Here is a 20,047-nt window from a genome sequence, read left to right as displayed (position 1 = left end):
TGGAAAGTGTGGCCCGCGTCTCATTTCTCAGGACCCGGGGCAGGAGCTGCGGTACTCGGAGATGATGCTGCTGGACGCCGGGGGCGGGCAGAGGAACTGCTCGTAGCGGGTGTCGTTGTCGACGTACCGCTTCAGCCAGGACAGGACATACCGGCCGATGGTGGGGTTGGCCGAGTTGGTCACGAAGTGGCTCCCGGACTCCATCTCCAGGTAGGCCCGCTCCGGCGCGTTGCGCAGGCTCTCGTAGAACGGCTCGGAGTGCGAGTTCACCGGCGCCACGAAGTCGTTCTCGCCACCCACGATCAGGGTCGGGACGCGCACCGAGAACCAGTCCTGGCTGGGGTCCCAGGGGGTGAGGGGGATGGCCGCCTGGATCTCGGGGCGCGCGGCGGCGGCCCGCAGCGAGCCGCCGCCGCCCATCGAGTGCCCGGCGACGGCGAGACGGGTCTTGTCGATGCGGTTGACGACCGCGCTGGAGGTGGTCAGGTAGTCCAGCGCGGCGAGGAGCTGCTGGCCGCGGGCGTCGGGGAAGTCCAGGAGGGCGTTGTTGTTGTCGATGGTGAAGACGACGAAGCCGTTGGAGGCGAGCTTCGGTCCGAGCCAGGAGATCGACGACTGGTTCTCCGTCCAGCCCGGCGAGATGGCGATGGCGCCGAACGTGCCCTGGCTGGTGTCGGTCGGGTAGTAAATCGTGCCGCCTCCGAAGCCGTTGCCGGCGGGCACGCTCGTCTGCTGGATGGCGAACGGGCCGGTGGCGGCCTCCACGCTCTGCGCGGTGGGGTTCGGCCCGCGCCGGTACTCCTGCTCGGCCGCGGCCTGGGTGCCGGACCCGGCGGCGGGCGTGGCCGTGGCGGTGACGTCCGCGACGCCGACGGCGCCGAGGGCGAGACCACCGGCGACTACCGAGGTCAGGGCGAGCTTCAGCCGCGTCCTCTGGACGCGGGTCGTGCGGGGTGTGGGGCGGGGTCGCATCAGGACGGCACTCCTTCTGGGCGGGGTTTTCTCACTCGCCGGGTTCGGAGTGTGTCGGGCGGACGGCATGCCCGGGAAGAGGCGCGGGCGTTATTCATGCTGGGGGCATGCGCGGCGCGGGCCGTTCTGTCAGGCATGTGACAATTACCGGTTCCGCGCCGCGCGCCCGCCCGCCCGTTCAGCGCACGCGGATGACGACCTTGCCCAGCGCCCGGCGCTCGTCCAGCTCGGCCAGCGCCTCGGCGGTGTCGGCCAGTTCGTAAGGGGCGCCGAGCAGCGGGTCGAGGTGGCCGGCCTCCAGGTGCGGCAGCAGCTCGGTCCACTGCTCACGCAGGTACTCGGGCCGGGGCAGCCAGAAGCCTCCCCAACCGACGCCCACGACCTCGATGTTGTTCAGCAGCAGCCGGTTGACCTTCACGGTGGGGATCTCGCCGCCGGTGAAGCCGATCACCAACAGGCGGCCCTCGGGCGCGAGGCTGCGCAGCGAGTCGGTGAAGCGGTCGCCGCCGACCGGGTCGACCACCAGGTCGACGCCCCGGCCGCCGGTCAGCTCGGCGACGGACTGCCGGAAGCCGTCGACCGGCACCACGTCGTGTGCCCCGGCCCGGCGGGCGACCTGGCCCTTGGCCTCGCTGGAGACCACCGCGACCACCCGGGCGCCCAGGGCACAGGCGTACTGGATGGCGGCGGTGCCGATGCCGCCGGCCGCCCCGTGCACCAGGACGGTCTCGTCCGCGCGCAGCCGGCCGCGCCGGGAGAGGGCGAAGTGCACGGTCAGGTAGTTCATCGGGAGGGCGGCGCCGGCCTCGAAGGACAGGCGCTCGGGCAGCGGGAAGACCAGCCGGGCGTCCACGGCGACCCGCTCGGCGAAGCCGCCGAACGCGGGGAAGGCCGCGACGCGGTCGCCCGGCGCGAACCCCGAGCCCTCCGGCGCGGAGCGCACCACGCCGGCCACCTCGGAGCCGGGCACGAAGGGCGGCTCCGGCTTGATCTGGTACATGCCCCGGGTCAGCAGCACGTCCGGGAAGGCGACTCCGGCGGCGTGGACGTCGATGAGCACCTGGTCGGCGCCGGGCTCCGGCTCCGCCAGATCCACGATCCGCACGGCCTTGGGCCCGTCGAGCTGGGTCACGTGTACGGCCCGCATGGTGATGTCTCTCTTTCTCGCGGTGTGCGGTCTGCGGTGTGCGCGGTGTGCGCGGTGTCGCGCGGCTAGCGGTAGGTGAGCAGCTCGCGGCCTCGGCCGGCGAAGTGCGCGTGGTCGTTGAAGGCCACCAGGCTGGTGCCGGATCTGCCCACGGCGAGGGTGGTGATCGCCGCGTTGACCGCGACCCGGTGCAGGGCCACGACTCCGGCCGGCGGCAGGCCGAGAAGCCAGCCGCACAGCGCCGCGACCACTCCGGCGGAGGTGATGACGACGGCGTCCCGGCGCCCGGCGGTCAGCGACCCGGCGAGCTCCTCCAGCGCCGCGATCGCGCCGCCGGAGAACGCGGGCCAGCCGTCCCGGTCCGGGTCCTGGATCCAGGCCAGCAGCGCCAGGTCGAGGACGTCCTGGACCCCGGCCGATCCGATGGGCTCCTCCGGCACGGCGTAACGTTCCAGCACGGTCAGGAAGTCGTACTCGTCCCAGCGGGCGTCGATCTGCGGCTCCATCAGGAAGCCGCCGCTGCCCACGACGATCCCGGCCGTGTCGAGCTGCCTGGTGAGCGTGCCGCAGACGATGAGCGGGCGGCGTGGCTCGCGCCGGGCCAGCTCCTGGCCGGCTATCGCCGCCTGACGCCGGCCGAGGTCGGACAGCTCGTCGTAGGCGGGGCCGCCGAAGGACGCCTGGCCGTGGCGGAGGAGGTGGATGACGGGCATGGGGTGTTTTCTTCAGCCTCTCAGCGGCCGGCCCGGCGGATGGTGGCGCGGCAGCGCCCGTGGAGGTGGTGCACGAAGATCCACAGGTTCTTGAAGGCCGGGTTGCGGGTTTGTTTGTGGTGGTAGCGGTAGTAGATCTGCTGGGCGATGGCGGCGAGCCGGAAGAGGCCGAAGACCTCGTAGAACGGCCAGTTGTCGGTGGCCAGCCCCATCCGGTCGCCATACCGGTCGACGATCTCGGCGCGGGTGAGCATTCCGGGGAGGTCGCTGGGCTGGCGGCGGGTGCGGCGGGCGAGCAGCCCGTCGCCGGGCTCCACCCAGTACGCCAGCGCGCCGCCGAGGTCCATCAGCGGGTCGCCGAGGGTGGCCATCTCCCAGTCCAGGACCCCCCGGACGCGCAGGTCGTCCCCGGCCAGCACGATGTTGTCGAGCCGCCAGTCGTTGTGGATGACACGGGTGGCGACGTCGTCCGGCCGGTGCTCGGCGAGCCAGGCGGTCACGCGCGTGAAGCGGGGCACGTTCCGGGTGCGGGCCTGCTCGTAGCGCCGGGTCCAGCCCTCGACCTGGCGGCGCACGTACCCCGCGCCCTTGCCGAGGTCGGCCAGGCCGGCGGCGACCGGGTCGATGCCGTGCAGTTCGGTGAGGGTGTCGACATAGGTCTCCGACAGCGCCCTGGCGCGGGCCGGGCCGAGGGACAGCCCGCGAGGCGGGTCGCGGCGCAGGATGAGGCCGGGGACCCGGTCCATGACGTAGAAGTCGCCGCCGATGACGTCGGGGTCCTGGCACAGGACGCGGACCGTCGGCACATAGCCGAACGCCGGCTTGAGCTGGCGCTGCACCCGGTACTCGCGGGCCATGTCGTGGGCCGAGGACGCCTTCCGGCCGGCCGGCGGGCGGCGCAGGATCAGATCCGTGCCGGGATAGCGGAGCAGATAGGTGAGGTTGGAGGCGCCGCCGGAGAACTGGGTGACCGCGGGGGCACCGGCCAGCCCCGCCAGCCGCTCCTTCAGCCAGGCGTCGAGGCGGGGGACATCGAAGGCGTCCTCGTCGCGGACCTTCCCGGCGGCGGACCCGCCGCCGGTCATCGTCCACTCCCGGCGACCGGGCGCTCGCTGGCCTCAACCATGGCGCGGACCCCTTTCTCGGCGGACACCGACGGTGGTGTCCCGCCGACGCGGCGGCTGTTCATCCCGGAGGCTATGCAACGGGAGTGGCCGGTGGAACCCCGTCCCGGGATTCCGGGCGCCCCGGCGGGGATGTCATGCACCGGCTCGGGGGCACGCCCCGGGGGCGGCGATGCCGGGGGCCGACCGATCGCCGGTCGGCTCACGCGCGGTCCCGGTGGGCCGCGAGCTCGATTCTGGCGACCACGCCGAGGTGCACCTCGTCGGGGCCGTCGGCCAGGCGCAGCGCTCGGGCGTTGGCGAGGGCGGCGGCCAGCGGGAAGTCGTCGGAGAGCCCGGCGCCGCCGTGGAGCTGGATCGCCATGTCGATCACCTCGTAGGCCATGACCGGCACCGCGGCCTTGACCTGGGACAGCTCGCTGATCGCGCCGAGCGGGCCGGAGGTCTCCAGCAGCCAGGCGGTGTGCAGAACCTGGAGCCGGGCCTGGTTGATGGCGATGCGGGCCTTGGCGATGCGCTCACGGTTGCCGCCGAGGTTGGCCAGGGGCTTGCCGAAGGCGGTGCGCTCGGTGGCGCGGCGGCAGGCCAGCTGAAGGGCACGCTCGGCGAGGCCGATCAGGCGCATGCAGTGGTGGATGCGGCCGGGGCCAAGGCGGCCCTGCGCGATCTCGAAGCCGCGGCCGGGGCCGGCGATGATGGCGGCGCGGGGCAGCCGGACGTCGGTGAACGAGACCTCGCCGTGGCCGTAGGGCTCGTCGTAGTGGCCGAACACGGGCAGCATCCGCTCGACCCGCACGCCCGGGGTGTTTTTGGGGACCAGGACCATGGAGTGCCGGTGGTGGCGGTGGGCCTCGGGGTCGGTGAGACCCATGAAGATGACGAACTCGCAGTCGGGGTGCCCGATGCCGGTGGACCACCACTTGCGGCCGTTGAGCACCACGTCGTCGCCGTCCAGAAGGGCGGTGGCCTGCATATTGGTGGCGTCGGAGGAGGCGACGGCGGGCTCGGTCATGCAGAACGCGGAACGGATCTCACCGGCGAGCAGCGGCTCCAGCCACCGCTCGCGCTGCTCGTCGCTGCCGTAGAGGTGGAGCACCTCGGCGTTGCCGGTGTCGGGGGCGTTGCAGTTGAAGATCTCGGGGGCGATGGTCGAGCGGCCCATCAGCTCGGCGAGCGGGGCGTACTCGGTCATGGTGAGGCCGGGGCCGTACCGCTCGTCGGGCAGGAAGAGGTTCCACAGGCCGGCGGCGCGGGCCTTGGCCTTCAGCTCGCCGATCAGCGGGGGGACCGTCCAGCGGTCGGGCTGCCGGAACAGCTCGGTGTAGTACTCACGCTCGCGCGGCAGGATCTCGGTCTCGATGAAGTCGCCGACCGACTCGATGTATTCACGCGCCCGGGCGGAGTGTGCGAAATCCATGACCGAACCCCTCGCTATTGACCATTGCTCGATAGGGAGGCTAGTGCCCTGCTGACCATTGCTCAATAGTGGCTCCGGCCGGAGTCCGGGCACGGATCGGCGCGCGGCGGGGCAGGGCGTCGCAGGTCAGGGCGTCGCAGGTCAGGGCGTCGCGGGTCAGGGCGTCGGGTCAGTGGGGGCGAGGGAGGAGAGAATCCGGCCCAGGCTGCGGACGAGGAGATCGGTGAGCTCCTCGGTGCCCAGGACGTCCACGGGCGTCTCGATGGCCATCTCCTCGACCATGGCCAGCCAGCCCCGGACGGCGAACCGCACGCGCGGCGGCGCGGCCGGCTCCCCCATCGCCGCCAGCACCCGGTCGGTCAGCTCGGCGCGGACGCCGCCGAACGCCTCCAGCACCTGGTCGTCGCCGCCCGCCCCGGCGCGGGCCAGGGCCACGTAGTTGTCATGCCGGCGGCGCACGAAGCTGACGAACCCGTCGACCATGCCGCGCAGCCGCTCGGTCGGGTCGTCGCTCTCGGGAGCGGTCGCGTGCTTGAGCAGCCGCCGCCCCGCCGCCCGCGCCACGGCGACGTAGTAGTCCCGCTTGGTCGGGAAGTAGTGGAAGAGGAGGCCGCGTGAGATGCCCGCCTCAGCGGCCACCTCGTCGATCGACAACTCGTGGATGGGCCGGGTCGCCAGCAGCCGCAGACCGATGCCGATGAGCTGTCGCCGGCGCTCGTCGGCGGTGCGGCGCACACGGGGGCGGGCCGACTCGGTGGTCATACCGTCAACCCTAACTTGTTGAGCATTGCTCGACTGCCGGACCGATGGGGCATACGATGCCGCACCGGGTACACCGACGTATCGGGACTCAGGAGGGACCCGCTCGTGGACACCATGCTCGCCGGCCGCCTGCACCTGATGACCAGGCGATTCGCCGTGGAGGAGGTGCCGGTGCCCGTCCCCGGGCCCGGGGACGTGCTGATCGAGGTCAAGGCCGCGGGGGTATGCCTGTCCGACGTCCACCTCATCGATGGCACACTGCGCCCGATGTTCAACCCGGGTGACGCCGTCACCCTCGGGCACGAGGTCGCGGGCGTCGTCCACACACCGGGCCCCGGGGTCGCCGAGGAATGGAACCCGGGCACGCGGGTGGTCCTCGTCGCGGGGCAGAGCTGCGGCGAGTGCGTCAACTGCCGCCGCCGGCGCGCCCCCTGTCCGCGCACCCTGACCCGGGGCGTGGACTACGACGGCGGCTGGGCCCAATACGCGCTGGCCCGCGAGGACACGCTGCTGCGCATCCCCGACGCCCTGCCGTTCGACCAGGCGGCGATCATCCCCGACGCCGTCTCGACGCCCTACGCCGCCGTGGTGGCGACCGGCGGGGTCCGACCCGCGCAGTCCGTCGGCGTCTGGGGCGCGGGCGGCCTCGGCGCGCACGGGGTGCGCACGGCCCGACTGGCCGGGGCCGCGCCCGTGATCGCCGTCGACCCGCTGCCCGGCGCCCGCGAACGCGCCCTCGCGTTCGGCGCCGACCTGGCCCTCGACCCGACGGCGCCGGACTTCGCCGACGAGCTGCGCCGGGCCACCCAAGGCGCGGGCCTGGATGTCGCGTTCGACTTCGCCGGCGTCCCGGCCGTGCGCGAGCAGGCCGCCCGCGCCCTGGCCACCGGGGGTGTGCTGGTCCTGGTGGGGCTCACGCCGCAGGCGCTGTCCATCGCCAACGGCACCCTGTTCAGCTACCGGGGCAACCAGGTGCGCGGCCACTACGGATCGGACCCGCAGCACGTCGAGCAGCTCGTCCGCCTCGCGTCGACCGGGCGGCTCGACCTGGGTCCCTCGGTGAGCGGCCACCTCCCGCTGGCCGACGCGGCCGAGGCGGTGTCCCGCCTGGAGCACAAGACCGGCGACCCGGTCCGCCTGATCCTGGTCCCCTGACCGGCCGGGCCGGGCCAGGCCGAGCCGACCCGGATCGGCCGTGCGGCGGGCGGAATGTGGCGCGGACCGCATTTTCCATAGAACTCCCGAACGGGGGTAGCTGGCCGACATGGGCTGGAATGAACTCGTGAACCAGGTAAGGCAGTACGGGCAGTACGAGTCCGGATCGGAGGCCGAGCGGGTCACCCGCACCGTCCTGTCCGAACTGGGCTGCCATCTGACGGGCGACGAGCGGGCCGATCTGGCCCGCTCGCTGCCCACCGAGGCAGCGGCACGGCTGGTCGGCGGTGCACCGGCCGAACGCCCGCTGACCGCCGCCGCGTTCGTCCGCGACGTGGCCGCGCGGATGGACGGCGCCACCGAGGCCACCGCCCGATGGGACGTCAGCTCGGTGCTGTGCGTGGTCGCGGAGACCGCCGACACCGAGCTGGTGAACCGGGTGATCGGCGCGCTTCCGCCGGGCTACGCCCTGCTGTTCGGCCGGGCGGAGCTGGCGCGCGCCGCCTGACGCTCCGCTCTCCGGCGGGGCGCTTCCCGGGATCTCATCGCGCGGGCTCCTGGGAGGCGCAGGGCGGATAGAACTGCACGCTGCTCACCGGGTCCGTGTCAAACCCCGTGTTCCGCTCGACGCGGCCGATCTCGGTGTCGCAGCGGGTGTCGCCGTACAGCGCGGCGGTGAACACCGTGCCGTTGAAGCCGCTCATCACCGGCTCGTCGGAATCCCCCAACTCATAGCAGCGGTAGGGCTCGACGCCGTCGAGGGCGCCCTCGTTCCCCCCTACCGTGTGGTACGTGAACGTCCCGGTGCCGGCCCGCGCCATGGCGGCCGGCCCGGCGATCGCGATGAGTGAGGCCGCGAGGGCGACCCCCATGACGTGTCGGAATAGCATCCTGCCCCTCCCGGCGAAACCGATGAAACACCCTTCCGCCGCTACTCTACGTGACATTCCACGCGCGCAGCGTCCCCTGAACGAGTGACACTCCCCCGCCTCCGGCGCAGCCTCGCGTGGGTGTGCGAACCACCGGCGGACGCGCTCACCCCGGACGACGCGATCCGGGCGATGCCGCTGCTGATGCCGCGCGTGGCCGCCCGGCTCAAGCGACGCATCGCCATCCCCGAGCCACCGCGTTCCTTCCACCTGGCGCCCCGGCACCTGTCGCTGCTGTCCTCCCTGTCGTTCGACGGTCCGATGCCGGTCGGCGACCTCGCCGCCCGGCGGGAGGTCGCCCCCACCACCGTGAGCCTGATGGTGAGCGACCTCAGCCGGCAGGGCGTGGCCGAACGGCATCCCGATCCCTCGGGCCGCAGGCGCACCCTCGTGTCCATCACGCGGGACCCGCTCACCCGGGCGGCGATCGATACCTGGCTCGCCAACGGGCGCGGACTCCTGGCGCCGCGCCTTCGAGCCGCTCTCCCCCGCCGAATGCGCCATGTCCATGCCGACGATGCGCGCCTACGCGGCCGCAGCGGCCGACGGCGGCGGGGCCGACGGCCGCTGACGCGCCCGCGCGAAGCCGGGACGGAGCGCGGCGGGGCGGGGCGGGGCGAGGCGGGCCAGCCCAAGGCCGGTCCAGGGACCGGTCGCGCCAGACCGGTCAAGGAACCCGTCGCGCCAGACCGGTCAAGGAACCCGTCGCGCCGCCGGTCAGCCGAGGACGCCCGCCAGCGCGGCCAACGCCCACTCCAGCTCTTCGTGGGTGATGGTCAGCGGCGGCGCCAGCCGGATGGTCGAGCCGTGGGTGTCCTTGACCAGCACGCCCTCCCGCATCAGCCGTTCGCTGACCTCGCGTCCCGTACCGAGGGACGGGTCCACGTCGACGCCCGCCCACAGCCCCCGGCAGCGGTAGCCGACGACGCCCTTGCCGACCAGGGCGGCGAGCCCCGCGTCCAGCAGCCGGCCCAGCTCGGCGGCCCGCCGCTGGAACTCGCCGGTGCGCAGCAGATCCACGACGGCCGAGCCGACGGCGGCGGCCAGCGGGTTCCCGCCGAACGTCGAGCCGTGCTCGCCGGGCCGCAGGACACCGAGGACGTCACGGCGCGCGACGACCGCCGACACCGGAACGATGCCGCCACCGAGCGCCTTGCCGAGCAGCAGCACGTCCGGCAGGACCGACTCGTGGTCGACGGCGAGCGTGGTGCCGGTCCGCCCGAGACCGGACTGGATCTCGTCGGCGACGAAGAGCGTGCCGGTGCGCCGGGTCAGCTCCCGCACCCCGGCCAGGTAGCCGTCGTCCGGGATGACGACGCCCGCCTCGCCCTGGATCGGCTCGATGAGCACGGCCGCCGTGGTCGCGTCGACGGCGGCTTCGAGCGCGGCGAGGTCGTTGTAGGGGACGACGCGGAAGCCGGGGGTGAACGGGCCGAAGCCGTCGCGTGCCACCGGGTCGCTGGAGAAGCCGACGATGGTGGTGGTCCGGCCGTGGAAGTTGTCGGCGGCCACCACGATGGTGGCCCGGTCGGGCGCGACGCCCTTGACCTCGTAGGCCCATTTGCGGGCCACCTTGATGCCGCTCTCGACGGCCTCCGCGCCGGTGTTCATCGGCAGCGTCATGTCCAGCCCGGTCAGCTCGGCCAGGCCCTCGGCGAAGCCGGCCAGCCGGTCGTTGTGGAAGGCCCGGGAAGTCAGCGTGAGCTGGTCGAGCTGGCGGTGCGCCGCCGCGACGAGGGCGGGGTGCCGGTGGCCGAAGTTGAGCGCCGAGTAGCCGGCCAGCATGTCGAGGTAGCGGTGTCCCTCGACGTCCTCCAGCCACACCCCCTCGGCGCGCGAGACGACGACGGGCAGCGGGTGGTAGTTGTGCGCGAGCGACGACTCCTCGGCGCGGATCAGCTCCGCCGAGGAACGGTGGGCGGCCGGGGAGGGGGAAGCGGGGGCGGCGGTGGGCACGGTGGTCATGGCCGGATCTCCTGGGTGCAGCACTTGATGCCCCCGCCGGCCTTGCGGAACTCCGAGAGGTCGACGGGAACGGGGACGTAACCACGGTGCGCGAGCCGACCGATCAGGGACCGCGCGCCCGGGTCGATGAAGACGTGGCGGCCGTCGCAGACCGCGTTGAGGCCGAATGCCAGGGCGTCGTCCTCGGTCGCGATCACCGCGTCCGGGAAGAGCCGCTCCAGGACCGCGCGGCTGCCCGGGGAGAACGCCCCGGGGTAGTAGGCGACGTTCCCGCCGCCGCGCTCGCCGTCTTCCAGGGAGAACAGCGCGGTGTCCAGGTGGTAGAAGCGCGGGTCGGTCAGGCGCAGGCCGATCGTCGGCACGCCGAAGAACTCCTGGACCTCCTGGTGCGCGGCGGGCGCGGTGCGGAAGCCGGTGCCGGCCAGGACGTACGGACCGACCGGCACGAGGTCGCCCTCGCCCTCGCACACCGCCTGCGGCTCGTGGACGTCGAAGCCCGCCGCCTTGAACCAGATCTCGTACGCCGCGCTCTCCGGCTGCCGCCGTGGCGCGTGGAACCGCGAGCCGAGGACCCGGCCGCCGAGCACGAGCGCGGCGTTCGCCGCGAAGACCATGTCGGGCAGGCCGGGGGTCGGCTCCACCGTCTCCACCGTGTGCCCGTGGTCGCGGTAGGCGGCGACGAGCGTGCGCCACTGGGTCAGCGCCCGCTCGGTGTCGACGGGGGTGCCCTCGCGCATCCAGGGGTTGATCGCGTACAGCACGTCGAAATGCCGGGGCTCGCAGGTCAGGTAGCGCCGGGGGCGCCGCGCGCGTGAGGGGGCCATGTGATCAACGGTAGGAACGCGCGGGGCGCCCGACAAGAAACCACGATTGCGTATGCGCGCAGCGGTGTTGCGTTGTTGGGCCGGTCAGCGGCTGATCGTTTCGTCCGGATGGGTGGGCGGGCTGGCGCCGGCCTCCGGGCTGCCCGCGATGAGGTGGGAGAGGACGATGAAGCTGATCGTCTTACGGATGAACGGCTCGGCGCGAATGCGTTCGAGCACCTCCTCGAAGTGCTCGATGTCGCTGGCCCGGATGTGGAGCAGGGCGTCGGCGCCGCCGGTCACGGTCATGGCGGCGGTGATCTCCGGATAGTCGCGGACGACCTCGGCCAGCCGCCGGGGCGGGGCGGCGCTGTCGCAGTACACCTCGACGTACGCCTCGGTGCGCCAACCGAGGGCGGTGGGGCTGACCATGGTGGTGAACCCGGTGATCACCCGCGCCTCCCGCATCCGGTCGACGCGCCGCTTGACGGCAGGGGCCGACAGGCCGATCTCGGCGCCGATCTCGGCGAAGCTGCTTCGGGCGTTCGCGATCAGCGCGGCGACGATCTTCCGGTCGAGATCGTCGAGCACCGTGGGATGGCTGGTCATGATCGGCGGCCCCTCGGTTGGTGATTTCTGCGGTGGCGAAGGCGGCGGGTGCCGCTGTCATTGTCGTCAACGACACCGGTACGGGGTGAGAGGCGGGCGCCCGTTCGTGCCGTCCGCCCCCCGGGTCGGGTGGGCGGCTGGAGAAGGCGAACCGGCCCCGCCGGGCGATGATGATGATCGCCTCCCGCGCTCACTCCGCTCCCGACCTCCCGTAGCCGGTCCCGGGGTTGCCCTGTCCTCTCCCCTCGGCCACCACCAATGACTCATCTGACGCGTCCCGCTCGGGTCGGGAGATGTGACCGCCCTCTGGGCTCATGACTGCGGACCGGGCACACGCCGCATACGGTGGGACCGGCCACCCGTCCCGCCACGGACGCACCACCCGTGCTGCCCCGCACCGCACGCACCAGACCACACCGCACCACACCGCACGCACTGAGGAGTTCGCAGATGAGCGACACCTACGACGTCATCGTCATCGGCGCGGGCCCGGTCGGCGAGAACGTCGCCGACCGGACCCGGGCCGCCGGCCTGACCACGGCCATCGTCGAGAGCGAGCTCGTGGGCGGCGAGTGTTCGTACTGGGCCTGCATCCCCAGCAAGGCGCTGCTGCGCCCGCCCGCCGCGCTCGCCGCCGCCCGCGCGGTGGCCGGCTCCCGCGAGGCGGTCGGCGGACGGCTCGACGCGGCGGCCGTGCTGGCCCGGCGCGACAGCTTCACCTCCAACTGGCGGGATGACAGCCAGGTTTCGTGGATCGAGTCGACCGGCGCCGATCTCTTCCGGGGCCACGGCCGCCTGGACGGGCCGCGCACCGTCACCGTCGAGGTCCCGGACGGCGGCGGCACGCGGCACCTCACCGCCCGGCACGCGGTGGCGGTGTGCACGGGCAGCGTCGCCGTCGTGCCCGACCTGCCTGGCGTCGCGCAGGCGCGGCCGTGGACCAGCAGGGAGGCCACGAGCGCCAAGAAGGTGCCGGGCCGGCTGGCCGTGGTGGGCGGCGGCGTGGTCGGCGCGGAGATGGCCGCCGCCTGGAGCGCGCTCGGCTCCGAGGTCACGCTCCTCATCCGGGGGGACCGGCCGTTGCCGAAGATGGAGCCGTTCGCGGGTGAGTTGGTGGCGGAGGGCCTGGCGTCGGCCGGTGTCGACATCCGCACCGGGGTGTCCGTCACCGAGGTGAGCCGGGCCGACTCCTCGGGCCCGGTGACCATTTCGCTCGACAACGGGGACCGGCTCGACGCGGACGAGATCCTGTTCGCCACCGGGCGGGCTCCGCGTACCGGCGATCTGGGCCTGGAGACGGTGGGGTTGGAGCCCGGCTCGTGGCTGGAGGTGGACGACGCGCTGCGGGTGCGGGGCGTCGCGGGCGACTGGCTCTACGCGGTGGGTGACGCCAACCACCGTTCGCTGATGACCCACCAGGGCAAGTACCAGGCGCGCATCGTGGGCGCGGTCATCGCCGCCCGCGCGCAGGGCGCCCCGGTGGACGGGACGCCGTGGGGCCCGCACGCGGCGACGGCCGACATCGCGGCCGTTCCGCAAGTGGTGTTCACCGAGCCGGAGGCCGCCTCGGTCGGCCTGACCGCCGAGGAGGCGGAACGGGCCGGCCGCCGCACGCGCGTGGTGGACTACGAGTTGGGCAACGTGTCCGGCGCCGCGCTGTACGCCGACGACTACAAGGGTCGCGCGCGCGTGATCGTGGACCTGGACCGGAACCACCTCATCGGCGCGACGTTCGTCGGCCCGCACACGGGCGAGCTGCTCCACGCGGCGACCATCGCGGTCACCGGCGAGGTCCCGATCGACCGCCTGTGGCACGCGGTCCCGTCGTTCCCGACGATGAGCGAGATCTGGCTGCGGCTGCTGGAGACCCTCCGGGGCTGAGAGCCGACGCGGGCAGCGGGACCGGACGGGCCGGTCCCGCTGCTCGCTCGGTCCCGTCATGTCCCAAGTCCCCAGGTCCCCAAGCCCCCTCAACCCAGCGGCTCCGCGTTGTGCGCCGCCGCCAACGTGTCGATGCGCGCGGCGAGAGGGAAGCCGGCATCCCGGCGCCGCCAACCGAGCGTGACCAAGCCCCCAACGCGGGTAGCCTCGCAGCGACTTCCGACGGGACAGAAAGGACGGACAGATGGCCGAGCACATCACCGTGCTCACGACGACGGACAGCAGAGAAGGCGCCGAGCAGCTCGCCAAATCCGCGGTGGAGGCCAGACTCGCCGCGTGCGCGCAGATCGAGGGCCCGGTGACCAGCGTCTACTGGTGGGAGGGCTCGGTGCAGACCGACCAGGAGTGGCGGGTCCTCTACAAGACGCCGGCCGCCAAGTACGACGCGCTCGAAGCGCACATCAGGAACGTCCACGCCTACGAGACACCGGAGATCATCGCCACCGCGATCACCGGGGGCAGCGCGGCGTACCTCCAATGGCTGGAACAGGAGACCTCCTCCTGAGACAGCGAGCCAGAACCGGACGGGTGACGGTGCCGCGCTCCGTCACCCCGCGTCGGGCCGACCGACGAGAGAGGCATCGGCCGCGAGCGTGGCCAACTGAGCCCGCCGCGACGGCGATCGATCGGATCCCGCACGGACCCGGTGACCGGGCCAGGCTCACGACAGGACCGCGCACTCGATGGACGGTCGGGAGGGAGCGTTTCCGTGGCCGCCGCCGTCAGTTACCGCCGCCGTTGAAGACGCCCTCGCACACCTCGCTCAGGAAGCCGTCCCAGAACTCGTCGCCCATCTCGCACGTCACCTCAGGGCCCTGGCCCGTGCCGGGCAGGGACCGGCCGGGGGACGTCTGTTCCTCCTCCTCGGCCGGGGCGACCGACTCCGGGTCCGGCGGCGCCTGTTCCGACGCGGCGGGTTCCGTCGGCTCGGGGGCCAGGGCGTCCGTCAGGCTCTCCTCGGGCGAGGGCCCCGTCAGGTCCGAGCTGGGCTCCGGCGCGGTCGGGCCGTCGGTGGACAGCACCGGGCGGGAGTCCACGCCGTCCGGTGGCACGGTGTCGCCGAGGCCGCATCCGGCCGCGGCCAGAAGCGTGAGTGTCACGAGCCCCAACATCCTTGGTGAGGTCTTCACTTAGCCCTCCTCCGGCTCCTCCTGTCGAACACTCTTTCAGACCACCGCACGGCGCGTCTGCCTCGCCCCCGCCCATTGCGCACAGGAACACCAACGAACGACACGGCGTTCACCCTCGCGTTCGCACAACGGGACGACGAGAGGCCGAAACCATGCCGCGGGCTGTGGGGGTCCACGAGTACGGCGATGTCGACGTGCCGCGGGTCGAGGAGGTCGAACGGCCCGTCCCGGGACCGGGGCAGGTCCTGGTGCGGGTGCGGGCGTCGTCCCCGCGCACGCGGGGGTGTTCCCCTCACCCAGGAGGCCCTGGCCTGTCAGTGGCCCTTCAACATCCCCGGTGGCGGCCAGATACGCCTTGTCGCAGCGGCCAGTTGACGGTCACTCGCAGACGGCCGGTTACTTCCCCGCTTGGGAGAGTTCGTGATCACCTCAGTGGCATCACTCCCTTGCCGGTGGTGGCTTCGGCAAGGCGGAACGATTCGCCCTGGGTGACCACGACATGGGCGTGATGGAGGAGCCGGTCGACGGGACGCTCACCCCGCTCACGCAGCTGCACGTAGCGGGCCACCGTCTGGTGGTCGCAGCCAGCCAGCTCGGCTGCCGCCCGATAGCTGCCGGTGAGGTCGTACGCCTCCAGGATGTCCATGATCTCCTTGCCGCTCTTCACTGTGATGCACGGCCTCCGCGGTCCCGTCGCTCGTCCTTGCCCTACTCCTGACCCCGGAGGGTGGGCCGACCCACGAGGCCGTGCTCCCGTGACGTGCGCGAGAGCACGGCCCCGCTGGGCGCGGCCTGCTGGTGCTGGGTCTCAGGCAGGGACGTCGGTCAGGCGGCGCAGGGTGAACGGCTCGGCGAGGACCTCGTCCAGGACCTGGGCGACGTGCTTGAAGTGCGGCAGCGAGAAGTGGTGGTCCAGGGCCGCGCTGCTGACCCACTCCTCGACGATGACCATGCGGTCGGCGCGGTTCGGGTCGGCGAACGGCTGGTAACCGATGCAGCCCTCCTCGGCCAGGGACGGCGCGATCATCGCGTCCAGCGCGTCGCGCAGCCGCTGCTCCTGGCCCGGCTTGGCGGTGAAGCGGGCAATGATCGTGAGGGTGTTCGACATGGGATAACTCCTGGTCCGGTGCGATGAGTGACGTTGTTCGCCGGCGAACGAGGTCCATCCTGCGCACCCAGTCCCAGAGCACCCAGAGCTCCGCGCAACCCAGGGCCGCCCTGCCTGGGTCTGTCAGGACCAGGCAGACCCGTACGGCCATCACCGACACTGGGCGCATGGATCGTGCCCAGCAGCTCAGCGAGTTCCTCAAGACCCGACGCGCCCATCTGCGCCCCGAGGACGTCGGCGTGGGCAACTTCGGCGGCCAGCGGCGCGTGCCCGGCCTGCGCCGCGAGGAACTGGCCCTGCTGGCCGGGGTGAGCGTCGACTACTACACCCGCCTGGAACAGGGCCGGGCCCGCAACGCGTCCCCAGACATCCTGGACGCCGTCGCCGCCGCGCTCCGCCTCGACGGCGACGAGCGTGCCCACCTGCACAACCTCGCCAAACCCGCCAGTACCCGCAGGCGTCCCAGCCGCCCGCAGCAGGTAGGGCCCGAGATGCGCCAGGCCCTGCAGGCCCTCGCCACCATTCCCGCCTACATCATCGGCCGACGTCTGGACATCCTGGCCTGGAACAGCCTGGCCCGGACCCTGATCGCCGACTTCCCCGCGCTGCCCGCAGCCGAGCGGAACATGGCCCGCCTGGTCTTCCTCGACGACGCCTCCAAGGACCTCTACCCCGACTGGGAGAGCAAAGCCCGCGACACGGTCTCCAACCTCCGCCTGGATGCCGGCCGCCACCCCGACGACCCTCGGTTGGCCACCCTGGTCGGTGAACTCTCCCTGGGCAGCGCCGACTTCCGCCGCCTGTGGGCCGACCACAACGTGCGCGGCAAGACCCGCGGCCGCAAGCGGTTCAACCACCCCCAGCTCGGCGAGCTCGCCCTCGACTACGTCGCCATGCGAGCCCCCGACGACCCCGACATGACCATGATGATCTACAGCGCACCACCCGGATCTGAAGCCGCCATCACCCTCCAGCTCCTGGCCAGCCTCACCACACCATCCGTTCCCGGCACCGCTGATCTTCCGGCGGGAAGCACTCTCTGAACGGAGCTGCCCCATCAACGCGCCGCGAAGGCGCGACAGGTACCTCCTGTCGCGCCCTTGGCCTGCGCCCGTCCGGGCCGAGGGCAGGACACCCCAGGGGCTGAAGAGGAGTGCCGCACCGGGCGGGCGCAGGAGATCAGGACCCGGCCAGCGGCCGGGTGCCGAGCGGCTGGACGCGCGGGGGGCCGCCTGCCGGCCCGTGCCGGCCCGGGACACTCCGCGGGGGGATACAGCGCGGGGCACAGGCCGCAAGATCGAAGGCATGTCCGGACAGCTCGTCCTTCACCGCCCCGAGGACGCGAACCTTCGTCCAGTCGGACGCCCAGCTCCGCGTCGCACAGCGCGCACGCGAGCGCGCGGAGCTGGGAATCGTTCAGGTCGGTGAGCTTCGGTATCCAGACCTCGTCAACATCCGGAGCCTGGGCCGTGGTGGCGCTCATCGCGTCGCCCCCCAACGGTGACAGAGGTGGGCGCAGGGCTCCTCCACGACGCCCGTGTCGGGCGGCGTCGCGGCCACCTCACCCTTGGTGCACCGCTCGCACTCACCCGTCAGACACTCCAGCGACGTGAACGTCGACAGGACGCGCGGGTCCGGCTTCACCCCGGCCACGGTGGCGACGGCCCGGTGGAGCTGCCGGGGGCAGGTCCAGTAGTCCTCGGGGTCTGGTTCGATGGCCCACTGGAGAGTCGCGGTGTCCAGCGGCTCGGCCGGCGGCACGTCGATGTGCTCGCCGCGGCCGAGGACGCGGACCCCGGGCAGGTCCCACCCTTCGGCCGATCCGGGCTTCACGAGCCAGGCGACGAGATCCGCCTCCGGGTCCTGCATGCAGGCCCGGGAGGCGAGACCGAGGTGCCCCAGTGCCCGGATACCGTCGATGTAGGTGGTGATGACGGCGTCCCAGGCCAGGCCGCACGGGCGCGGCTGGGCGAGATGGCCGGAGGGAATCCACGCCGGGAACGGCGGGGACACTGCTCGTGCGGTCGACCGTTTCGCGTCCATGCCGTGAAGTTACTTCGGGTGACGGCATGGCTACATCGGCGCAGCGTATCCCTTGCGCTGCTCGTTCCCGAGCGTAGGAATACGGAACGTATCCCTTACGCCACCGAGAAGAACTCAGCCAGCTTTCTCTGTCGCTGTGTCAACCGTCGCCTCTTCCGCAGCACATCGCTGAAGACGTCGGCGGCCATCCGCTGGTGGCTCAGCCAGTCCGGCGACTCCTCGTAGAGCGCCGCCAGAATGCCCTCGGCCTCGTCGTCGTGCCGCAGCAACACATGCGCCCGCGCCACATCCAAGAGATGCCGGTGCTTCGTATTCGACGTGGAGGCCCCGGCCGCCGAGATCCGCTCCGACAACCCAAGTACCCGGTCCGGCCGTTCAGCGACCATATAGTTCTCGACCGCCTGATAAGCAGCAGACAGGTTGTTGAAGCGGCCGGACTTGTACCCCGCACCGCCGGACCCGTTGCCCAGCGCCGCACCAGCCGCGCGCGCCATCTGCACGAAGTCCTTGGCCTCGGACGGCTTGTTGTTCCGGGCCGCCGCCGCGCTTGCCTTCAACAACAGCCGTCCCCACACCCCCAACTCGTCCCGGGACGCACGCGAGAGCCTCGGCTCGATGTCGTCGGCCGTAGCAGCTGCAACCTGCTCGGCCTCGTCCAGGCGCGCCTCGCGGATCAGCGTCCACCCCTCCAGGTACACAGCCGCGCCGCCTCTCAAGGCGTCGCCTGCTGCCGCCGCGTCTCGCATCGACTCTCGGAGAGCCAGATGCGCCAGGTCGTAGGCCCGGAGCTGGGTGAGGTAGCGGCCAGCCATCTGGAGGGCGTCGGCGCGTAGCTTCAGTGCTTCGATGCGCTGGCTACCGCTGTCAAAGTGATCAACGGCGACATGTGTGGACTGGATGAGGGCAGGGAGTAGCTCGGCCACGGTGAGGTAGTCGTCCCGGTGGTACGCCTCGTCCAGCGCGGTCGCGGTGTGCTTCATCTGCTGGAGATCAGGTTCGGGTTCAACCGTGGCAGCAAGACGCAGCCGTCCGGAGGGAGTCACAGGCGGCGCGACGGCCTGCCGGAGGGCCATGAGGTCGAATCGGTCGTCGTCGGCGTGCGTGCGCCGACGGGGACCGCCTGTCTCGAAAAGCGTTGAGGTCGTGACCCGCAGGGCGCGGGCGAGCGCGTGGTAGGTCTCGATCCTTGCCGAGCCGCCACGTTCGAGCTTCTTGACTGTGGGAAGGCTGAGCCCGGCGCGTTCCGCGAGTTGTTCCTGAGTAAGGCCACGGATGAGGCGCATCTCGCGCAAACGATCTCCGGGCACGGTAGAGTCGGGCATGACAAACCCCGTCCTTTGCAGCTTGCTCGTCACTCGCCAGCATAGGACGGGGATTTCTTATGCGCGTCTGACCAACGAGAAAGGGCCCCCGCCCGTCAGCCCAGGTTCTCGTGGTCGTTGCAACACCCCATTTCCAAGGGTGCGATGGACTTCAAGATCCGGGAGAACCGGAGCAAGGCTCAGGGGCGCGAAGTCCTGGTCCGTGAGCGGGAGGAATACTTCCGGCTCATGGATCAGGGCCTGACCAGCCGGGCACCGGGCACCGGGCACCGGGCACCGGGCGGCGGGGCGACTCCGGCGGCCTGACGCACCGATCACCGGACGCGCCGGCGTCCGGGCGCCGACGCGGCCCGTGATCGCGTCGGCGGCCACGGCGCGGGTGGGTGGGTGGGTGGGCACGCTCTAGAGTCGGGGCATGGCTTCTGACGAGGGCAGTGTGCGGGTCGACGCGTGGATCTGGGCCGTGCGGCTGACCAAGACACGTTCGCTCGCCGCCGCCGCCTGTCGTGCTGGGCATGTCCGGGTCAACGCGGAACGGGTGAAGCCCGCGTATCTCGTGCGGCCCGGGGACGAGGTGCGGCTGCGGTACGAGGGGCGGGAGCGGATCGTCGTCGTGAAGCAGCCGCTGCGCAAGCGCGTCGGTGCCGCCGTGGCCGTCGCGGCCTACACCGACAACAGCCCGCCGCCCCCGCCGCGCGAGGTCGCCGCCGCGCTGCCCGTCCGGGACCGTGGCGCCGGGCGGCCCACCAAGCGTGATCGGCGGGAGATCGAGCGCCTGCGCGGGCGCGTCGAGTAGCCGTGTGACATCCCTTGACACCATTCCACTAACGCGCGTAACTTACGCGAAACGCAAGCACTAACGCGCGTTACTAGACCGCGCGGGAGGTAGGTCGAGGGTGAACGCGAG

Annotated in this window: 21 protein-coding genes and 1 pseudogene; 7 read left to right on the top strand and 15 right to left on the bottom strand. The window is 72.1% G+C overall.

Annotation, left to right across the window (positions count from 1 at the left end):
• Positions 1–27 precede the first annotated feature (27 nt).
• The 6 genes from OIE51_RS24065 to OIE51_RS24040 form a co-directional block, all read right to left on the bottom strand.
• The gene (locus tag OIE51_RS24065; protein WP_326599884.1) at positions 28–972 is read right to left on the bottom strand and encodes an alpha/beta hydrolase family protein; all 945 of its coding nucleotides are present in this window, start codon (positions 970–972) and stop codon (positions 28–30) included.
• Between the two features lie 178 nt (positions 973–1,150).
• Positions 1,151–2,119, bottom strand: a complete 969-nt coding sequence (locus OIE51_RS24060; RefSeq protein WP_326599883.1) for an NADPH:quinone oxidoreductase family protein — start codon at positions 2,117–2,119, stop codon at positions 1,151–1,153.
• A gap of 65 nt (positions 2,120–2,184) precedes the next feature.
• Positions 2,185–2,832 (bottom strand): histidine phosphatase family protein, encoded by a 648-nt coding sequence (locus OIE51_RS24055; protein WP_326599882.1) that lies wholly within the window; start codon positions 2,830–2,832, stop codon positions 2,185–2,187.
• 20 nt (positions 2,833–2,852) lie between these two features.
• Positions 2,853–3,917, bottom strand: coding sequence for a phosphotransferase family protein (locus tag OIE51_RS24050; RefSeq protein WP_326599881.1), 1,065 nt, complete (start codon positions 3,915–3,917; stop codon positions 2,853–2,855).
• 241 nt (positions 3,918–4,158) lie between these two features.
• The gene (locus OIE51_RS24045) at positions 4,159–5,373 is read right to left on the bottom strand and encodes an acyl-CoA dehydrogenase family protein (protein WP_326599880.1); all 1,215 of its coding nucleotides are present in this window, start codon (positions 5,371–5,373) and stop codon (positions 4,159–4,161) included.
• 156 nt (positions 5,374–5,529) lie between these two features.
• The gene (locus OIE51_RS24040) at positions 5,530–6,135 is read right to left on the bottom strand and encodes a TetR/AcrR family transcriptional regulator (protein WP_326599879.1); all 606 of its coding nucleotides are present in this window, start codon (positions 6,133–6,135) and stop codon (positions 5,530–5,532) included.
• Positions 6,136–6,240: 105 nt separating this feature from the next.
• Between OIE51_RS24040 and OIE51_RS24035 the strand changes: the two genes are divergently transcribed.
• Together OIE51_RS24035 and OIE51_RS24030 are read left to right on the top strand one after the other, a co-directional pair.
• Positions 6,241–7,290 (top strand): zinc-binding dehydrogenase, encoded by a 1,050-nt coding sequence (locus tag OIE51_RS24035; protein WP_326599878.1) that lies wholly within the window; start codon positions 6,241–6,243, stop codon positions 7,288–7,290.
• A 127-nt stretch (positions 7,291–7,417) separates the two neighbouring features.
• Positions 7,418–7,798 (top strand): DUF2267 domain-containing protein, encoded by a 381-nt coding sequence (locus OIE51_RS24030; protein ID WP_326599877.1) that lies wholly within the window; start codon positions 7,418–7,420, stop codon positions 7,796–7,798.
• Between the two features lie 34 nt (positions 7,799–7,832).
• Here the strand turns inward: OIE51_RS24030 and OIE51_RS24025 are convergent, their stop codons facing one another.
• The 4 genes from OIE51_RS24025 to OIE51_RS24010 form a co-directional block, all read right to left on the bottom strand.
• Complete coding sequence (locus OIE51_RS24025) at positions 7,833–8,180, bottom strand: hypothetical protein (protein WP_326599876.1); 348 nt, start codon at positions 8,178–8,180, stop codon at positions 7,833–7,835.
• 756 nt (positions 8,181–8,936) lie between these two features.
• Positions 8,937–10,184 (bottom strand): ornithine--oxo-acid transaminase, encoded by a 1,248-nt coding sequence (gene rocD, locus OIE51_RS24020; RefSeq protein WP_326599875.1) that lies wholly within the window; start codon positions 10,182–10,184, stop codon positions 8,937–8,939.
• Positions 10,181–11,008 carry a dimethylargininase gene (ddaH, locus tag OIE51_RS24015; protein WP_326599874.1) on the bottom strand — a complete coding sequence of 276 codons (828 nt, stop codon included), beginning with the start codon at positions 11,006–11,008 and terminating at the stop codon, positions 10,181–10,183. The genes rocD and ddaH overlap by 4 nt, the downstream gene beginning before the upstream one ends.
• Positions 11,009–11,092: 84 nt before the next feature.
• Positions 11,093–11,596, bottom strand: coding sequence for an Lrp/AsnC family transcriptional regulator (locus tag OIE51_RS24010; protein WP_326599872.1), 504 nt, complete (start codon positions 11,594–11,596; stop codon positions 11,093–11,095).
• A 450-nt stretch (positions 11,597–12,046) separates the two neighbouring features.
• On the opposite strand from OIE51_RS24010, the gene OIE51_RS24005 reads away from it, so the two are divergent.
• Positions 12,047–13,477, top strand: a complete 1,431-nt coding sequence (locus OIE51_RS24005; RefSeq protein WP_326599871.1) for a dihydrolipoyl dehydrogenase family protein — start codon at positions 12,047–12,049, stop codon at positions 13,475–13,477.
• Positions 13,478–13,721: 244 nt separating this feature from the next.
• The gene (cutA, locus tag OIE51_RS24000) at positions 13,722–14,042 is read left to right on the top strand and encodes a divalent-cation tolerance protein CutA (RefSeq protein ID WP_326599870.1); all 321 of its coding nucleotides are present in this window, start codon (positions 13,722–13,724) and stop codon (positions 14,040–14,042) included.
• 217 nt (positions 14,043–14,259) lie between these two features.
• Here cutA and OIE51_RS23995 read toward each other — a convergent pair whose 3' ends face one another.
• The 3 genes and pseudogenes from OIE51_RS23995 to OIE51_RS23980 all read right to left on the bottom strand — a co-directional run bounded on the left by OIE51_RS23995 (position 14,260) and on the right by OIE51_RS23980 (position 15,775).
• Positions 14,260–14,637: a hypothetical protein gene (locus OIE51_RS23995; protein ID WP_326599869.1), complete on the bottom strand. Its 378-nt coding sequence runs from the start codon at positions 14,635–14,637 to the stop codon at positions 14,260–14,262.
• A gap of 454 nt (positions 14,638–15,091) precedes the next feature.
• Positions 15,092–15,193, bottom strand: a pseudogene (locus OIE51_RS23985) (ATP-binding protein); the annotation flags it as partial.
• A gap of 282 nt (positions 15,194–15,475) precedes the next feature.
• Complete coding sequence (locus OIE51_RS23980) at positions 15,476–15,775, bottom strand: putative quinol monooxygenase (protein ID WP_326599867.1); 300 nt, start codon at positions 15,773–15,775, stop codon at positions 15,476–15,478.
• A gap of 167 nt (positions 15,776–15,942) precedes the next feature.
• Between OIE51_RS23980 and OIE51_RS23975 the strand changes: the two genes are divergently transcribed.
• Positions 15,943–16,818: a helix-turn-helix transcriptional regulator gene (locus OIE51_RS23975; protein WP_326599866.1), complete on the top strand. Its 876-nt coding sequence runs from the start codon at positions 15,943–15,945 to the stop codon at positions 16,816–16,818.
• Positions 16,819–17,254: 436 nt separating this feature from the next.
• On the opposite strand, the gene OIE51_RS23970 is transcribed toward OIE51_RS23975, so the two are convergent.
• Together OIE51_RS23970 and OIE51_RS23965 are read right to left on the bottom strand one after the other, a co-directional pair.
• Complete coding sequence (locus OIE51_RS23970) at positions 17,255–17,818, bottom strand: hypothetical protein (protein ID WP_326599865.1); 564 nt, start codon at positions 17,816–17,818, stop codon at positions 17,255–17,257.
• 95 nt (positions 17,819–17,913) lie between these two features.
• The gene (locus OIE51_RS23965; RefSeq protein WP_326599864.1) at positions 17,914–19,140 is read right to left on the bottom strand and encodes a helix-turn-helix domain-containing protein; all 1,227 of its coding nucleotides are present in this window, start codon (positions 19,138–19,140) and stop codon (positions 17,914–17,916) included.
• Between the two features lie 144 nt (positions 19,141–19,284).
• Here OIE51_RS23965 and OIE51_RS23960 point away from each other — a divergent pair, with 144 nt between their 5' ends.
• Together OIE51_RS23960 and OIE51_RS23955 are read left to right on the top strand one after the other, a co-directional pair.
• The gene (locus OIE51_RS23960; RefSeq protein ID WP_326599863.1) at positions 19,285–19,446 is read left to right on the top strand and encodes a hypothetical protein; all 162 of its coding nucleotides are present in this window, start codon (positions 19,285–19,287) and stop codon (positions 19,444–19,446) included.
• A gap of 109 nt (positions 19,447–19,555) precedes the next feature.
• A complete protein-coding gene (locus OIE51_RS23955) occupies positions 19,556–19,936 on the top strand; it encodes an RNA-binding S4 domain-containing protein (RefSeq protein ID WP_326599862.1) in 381 nt (126 codons plus the stop codon).
• The last annotated feature ends 111 nt before the right edge of the window (positions 19,937–20,047 follow it).

This window comes from Streptomyces sp. NBC_01803, assembly GCF_035917415.1.
Taxonomy (GTDB): domain Bacteria; phylum Actinomycetota; class Actinomycetes; order Streptomycetales; family Streptomycetaceae; genus Streptomyces.
Note: the sequence above shows the minus strand (reverse complement) of the source record. Positions and strands in the feature narration are given on the sequence as shown.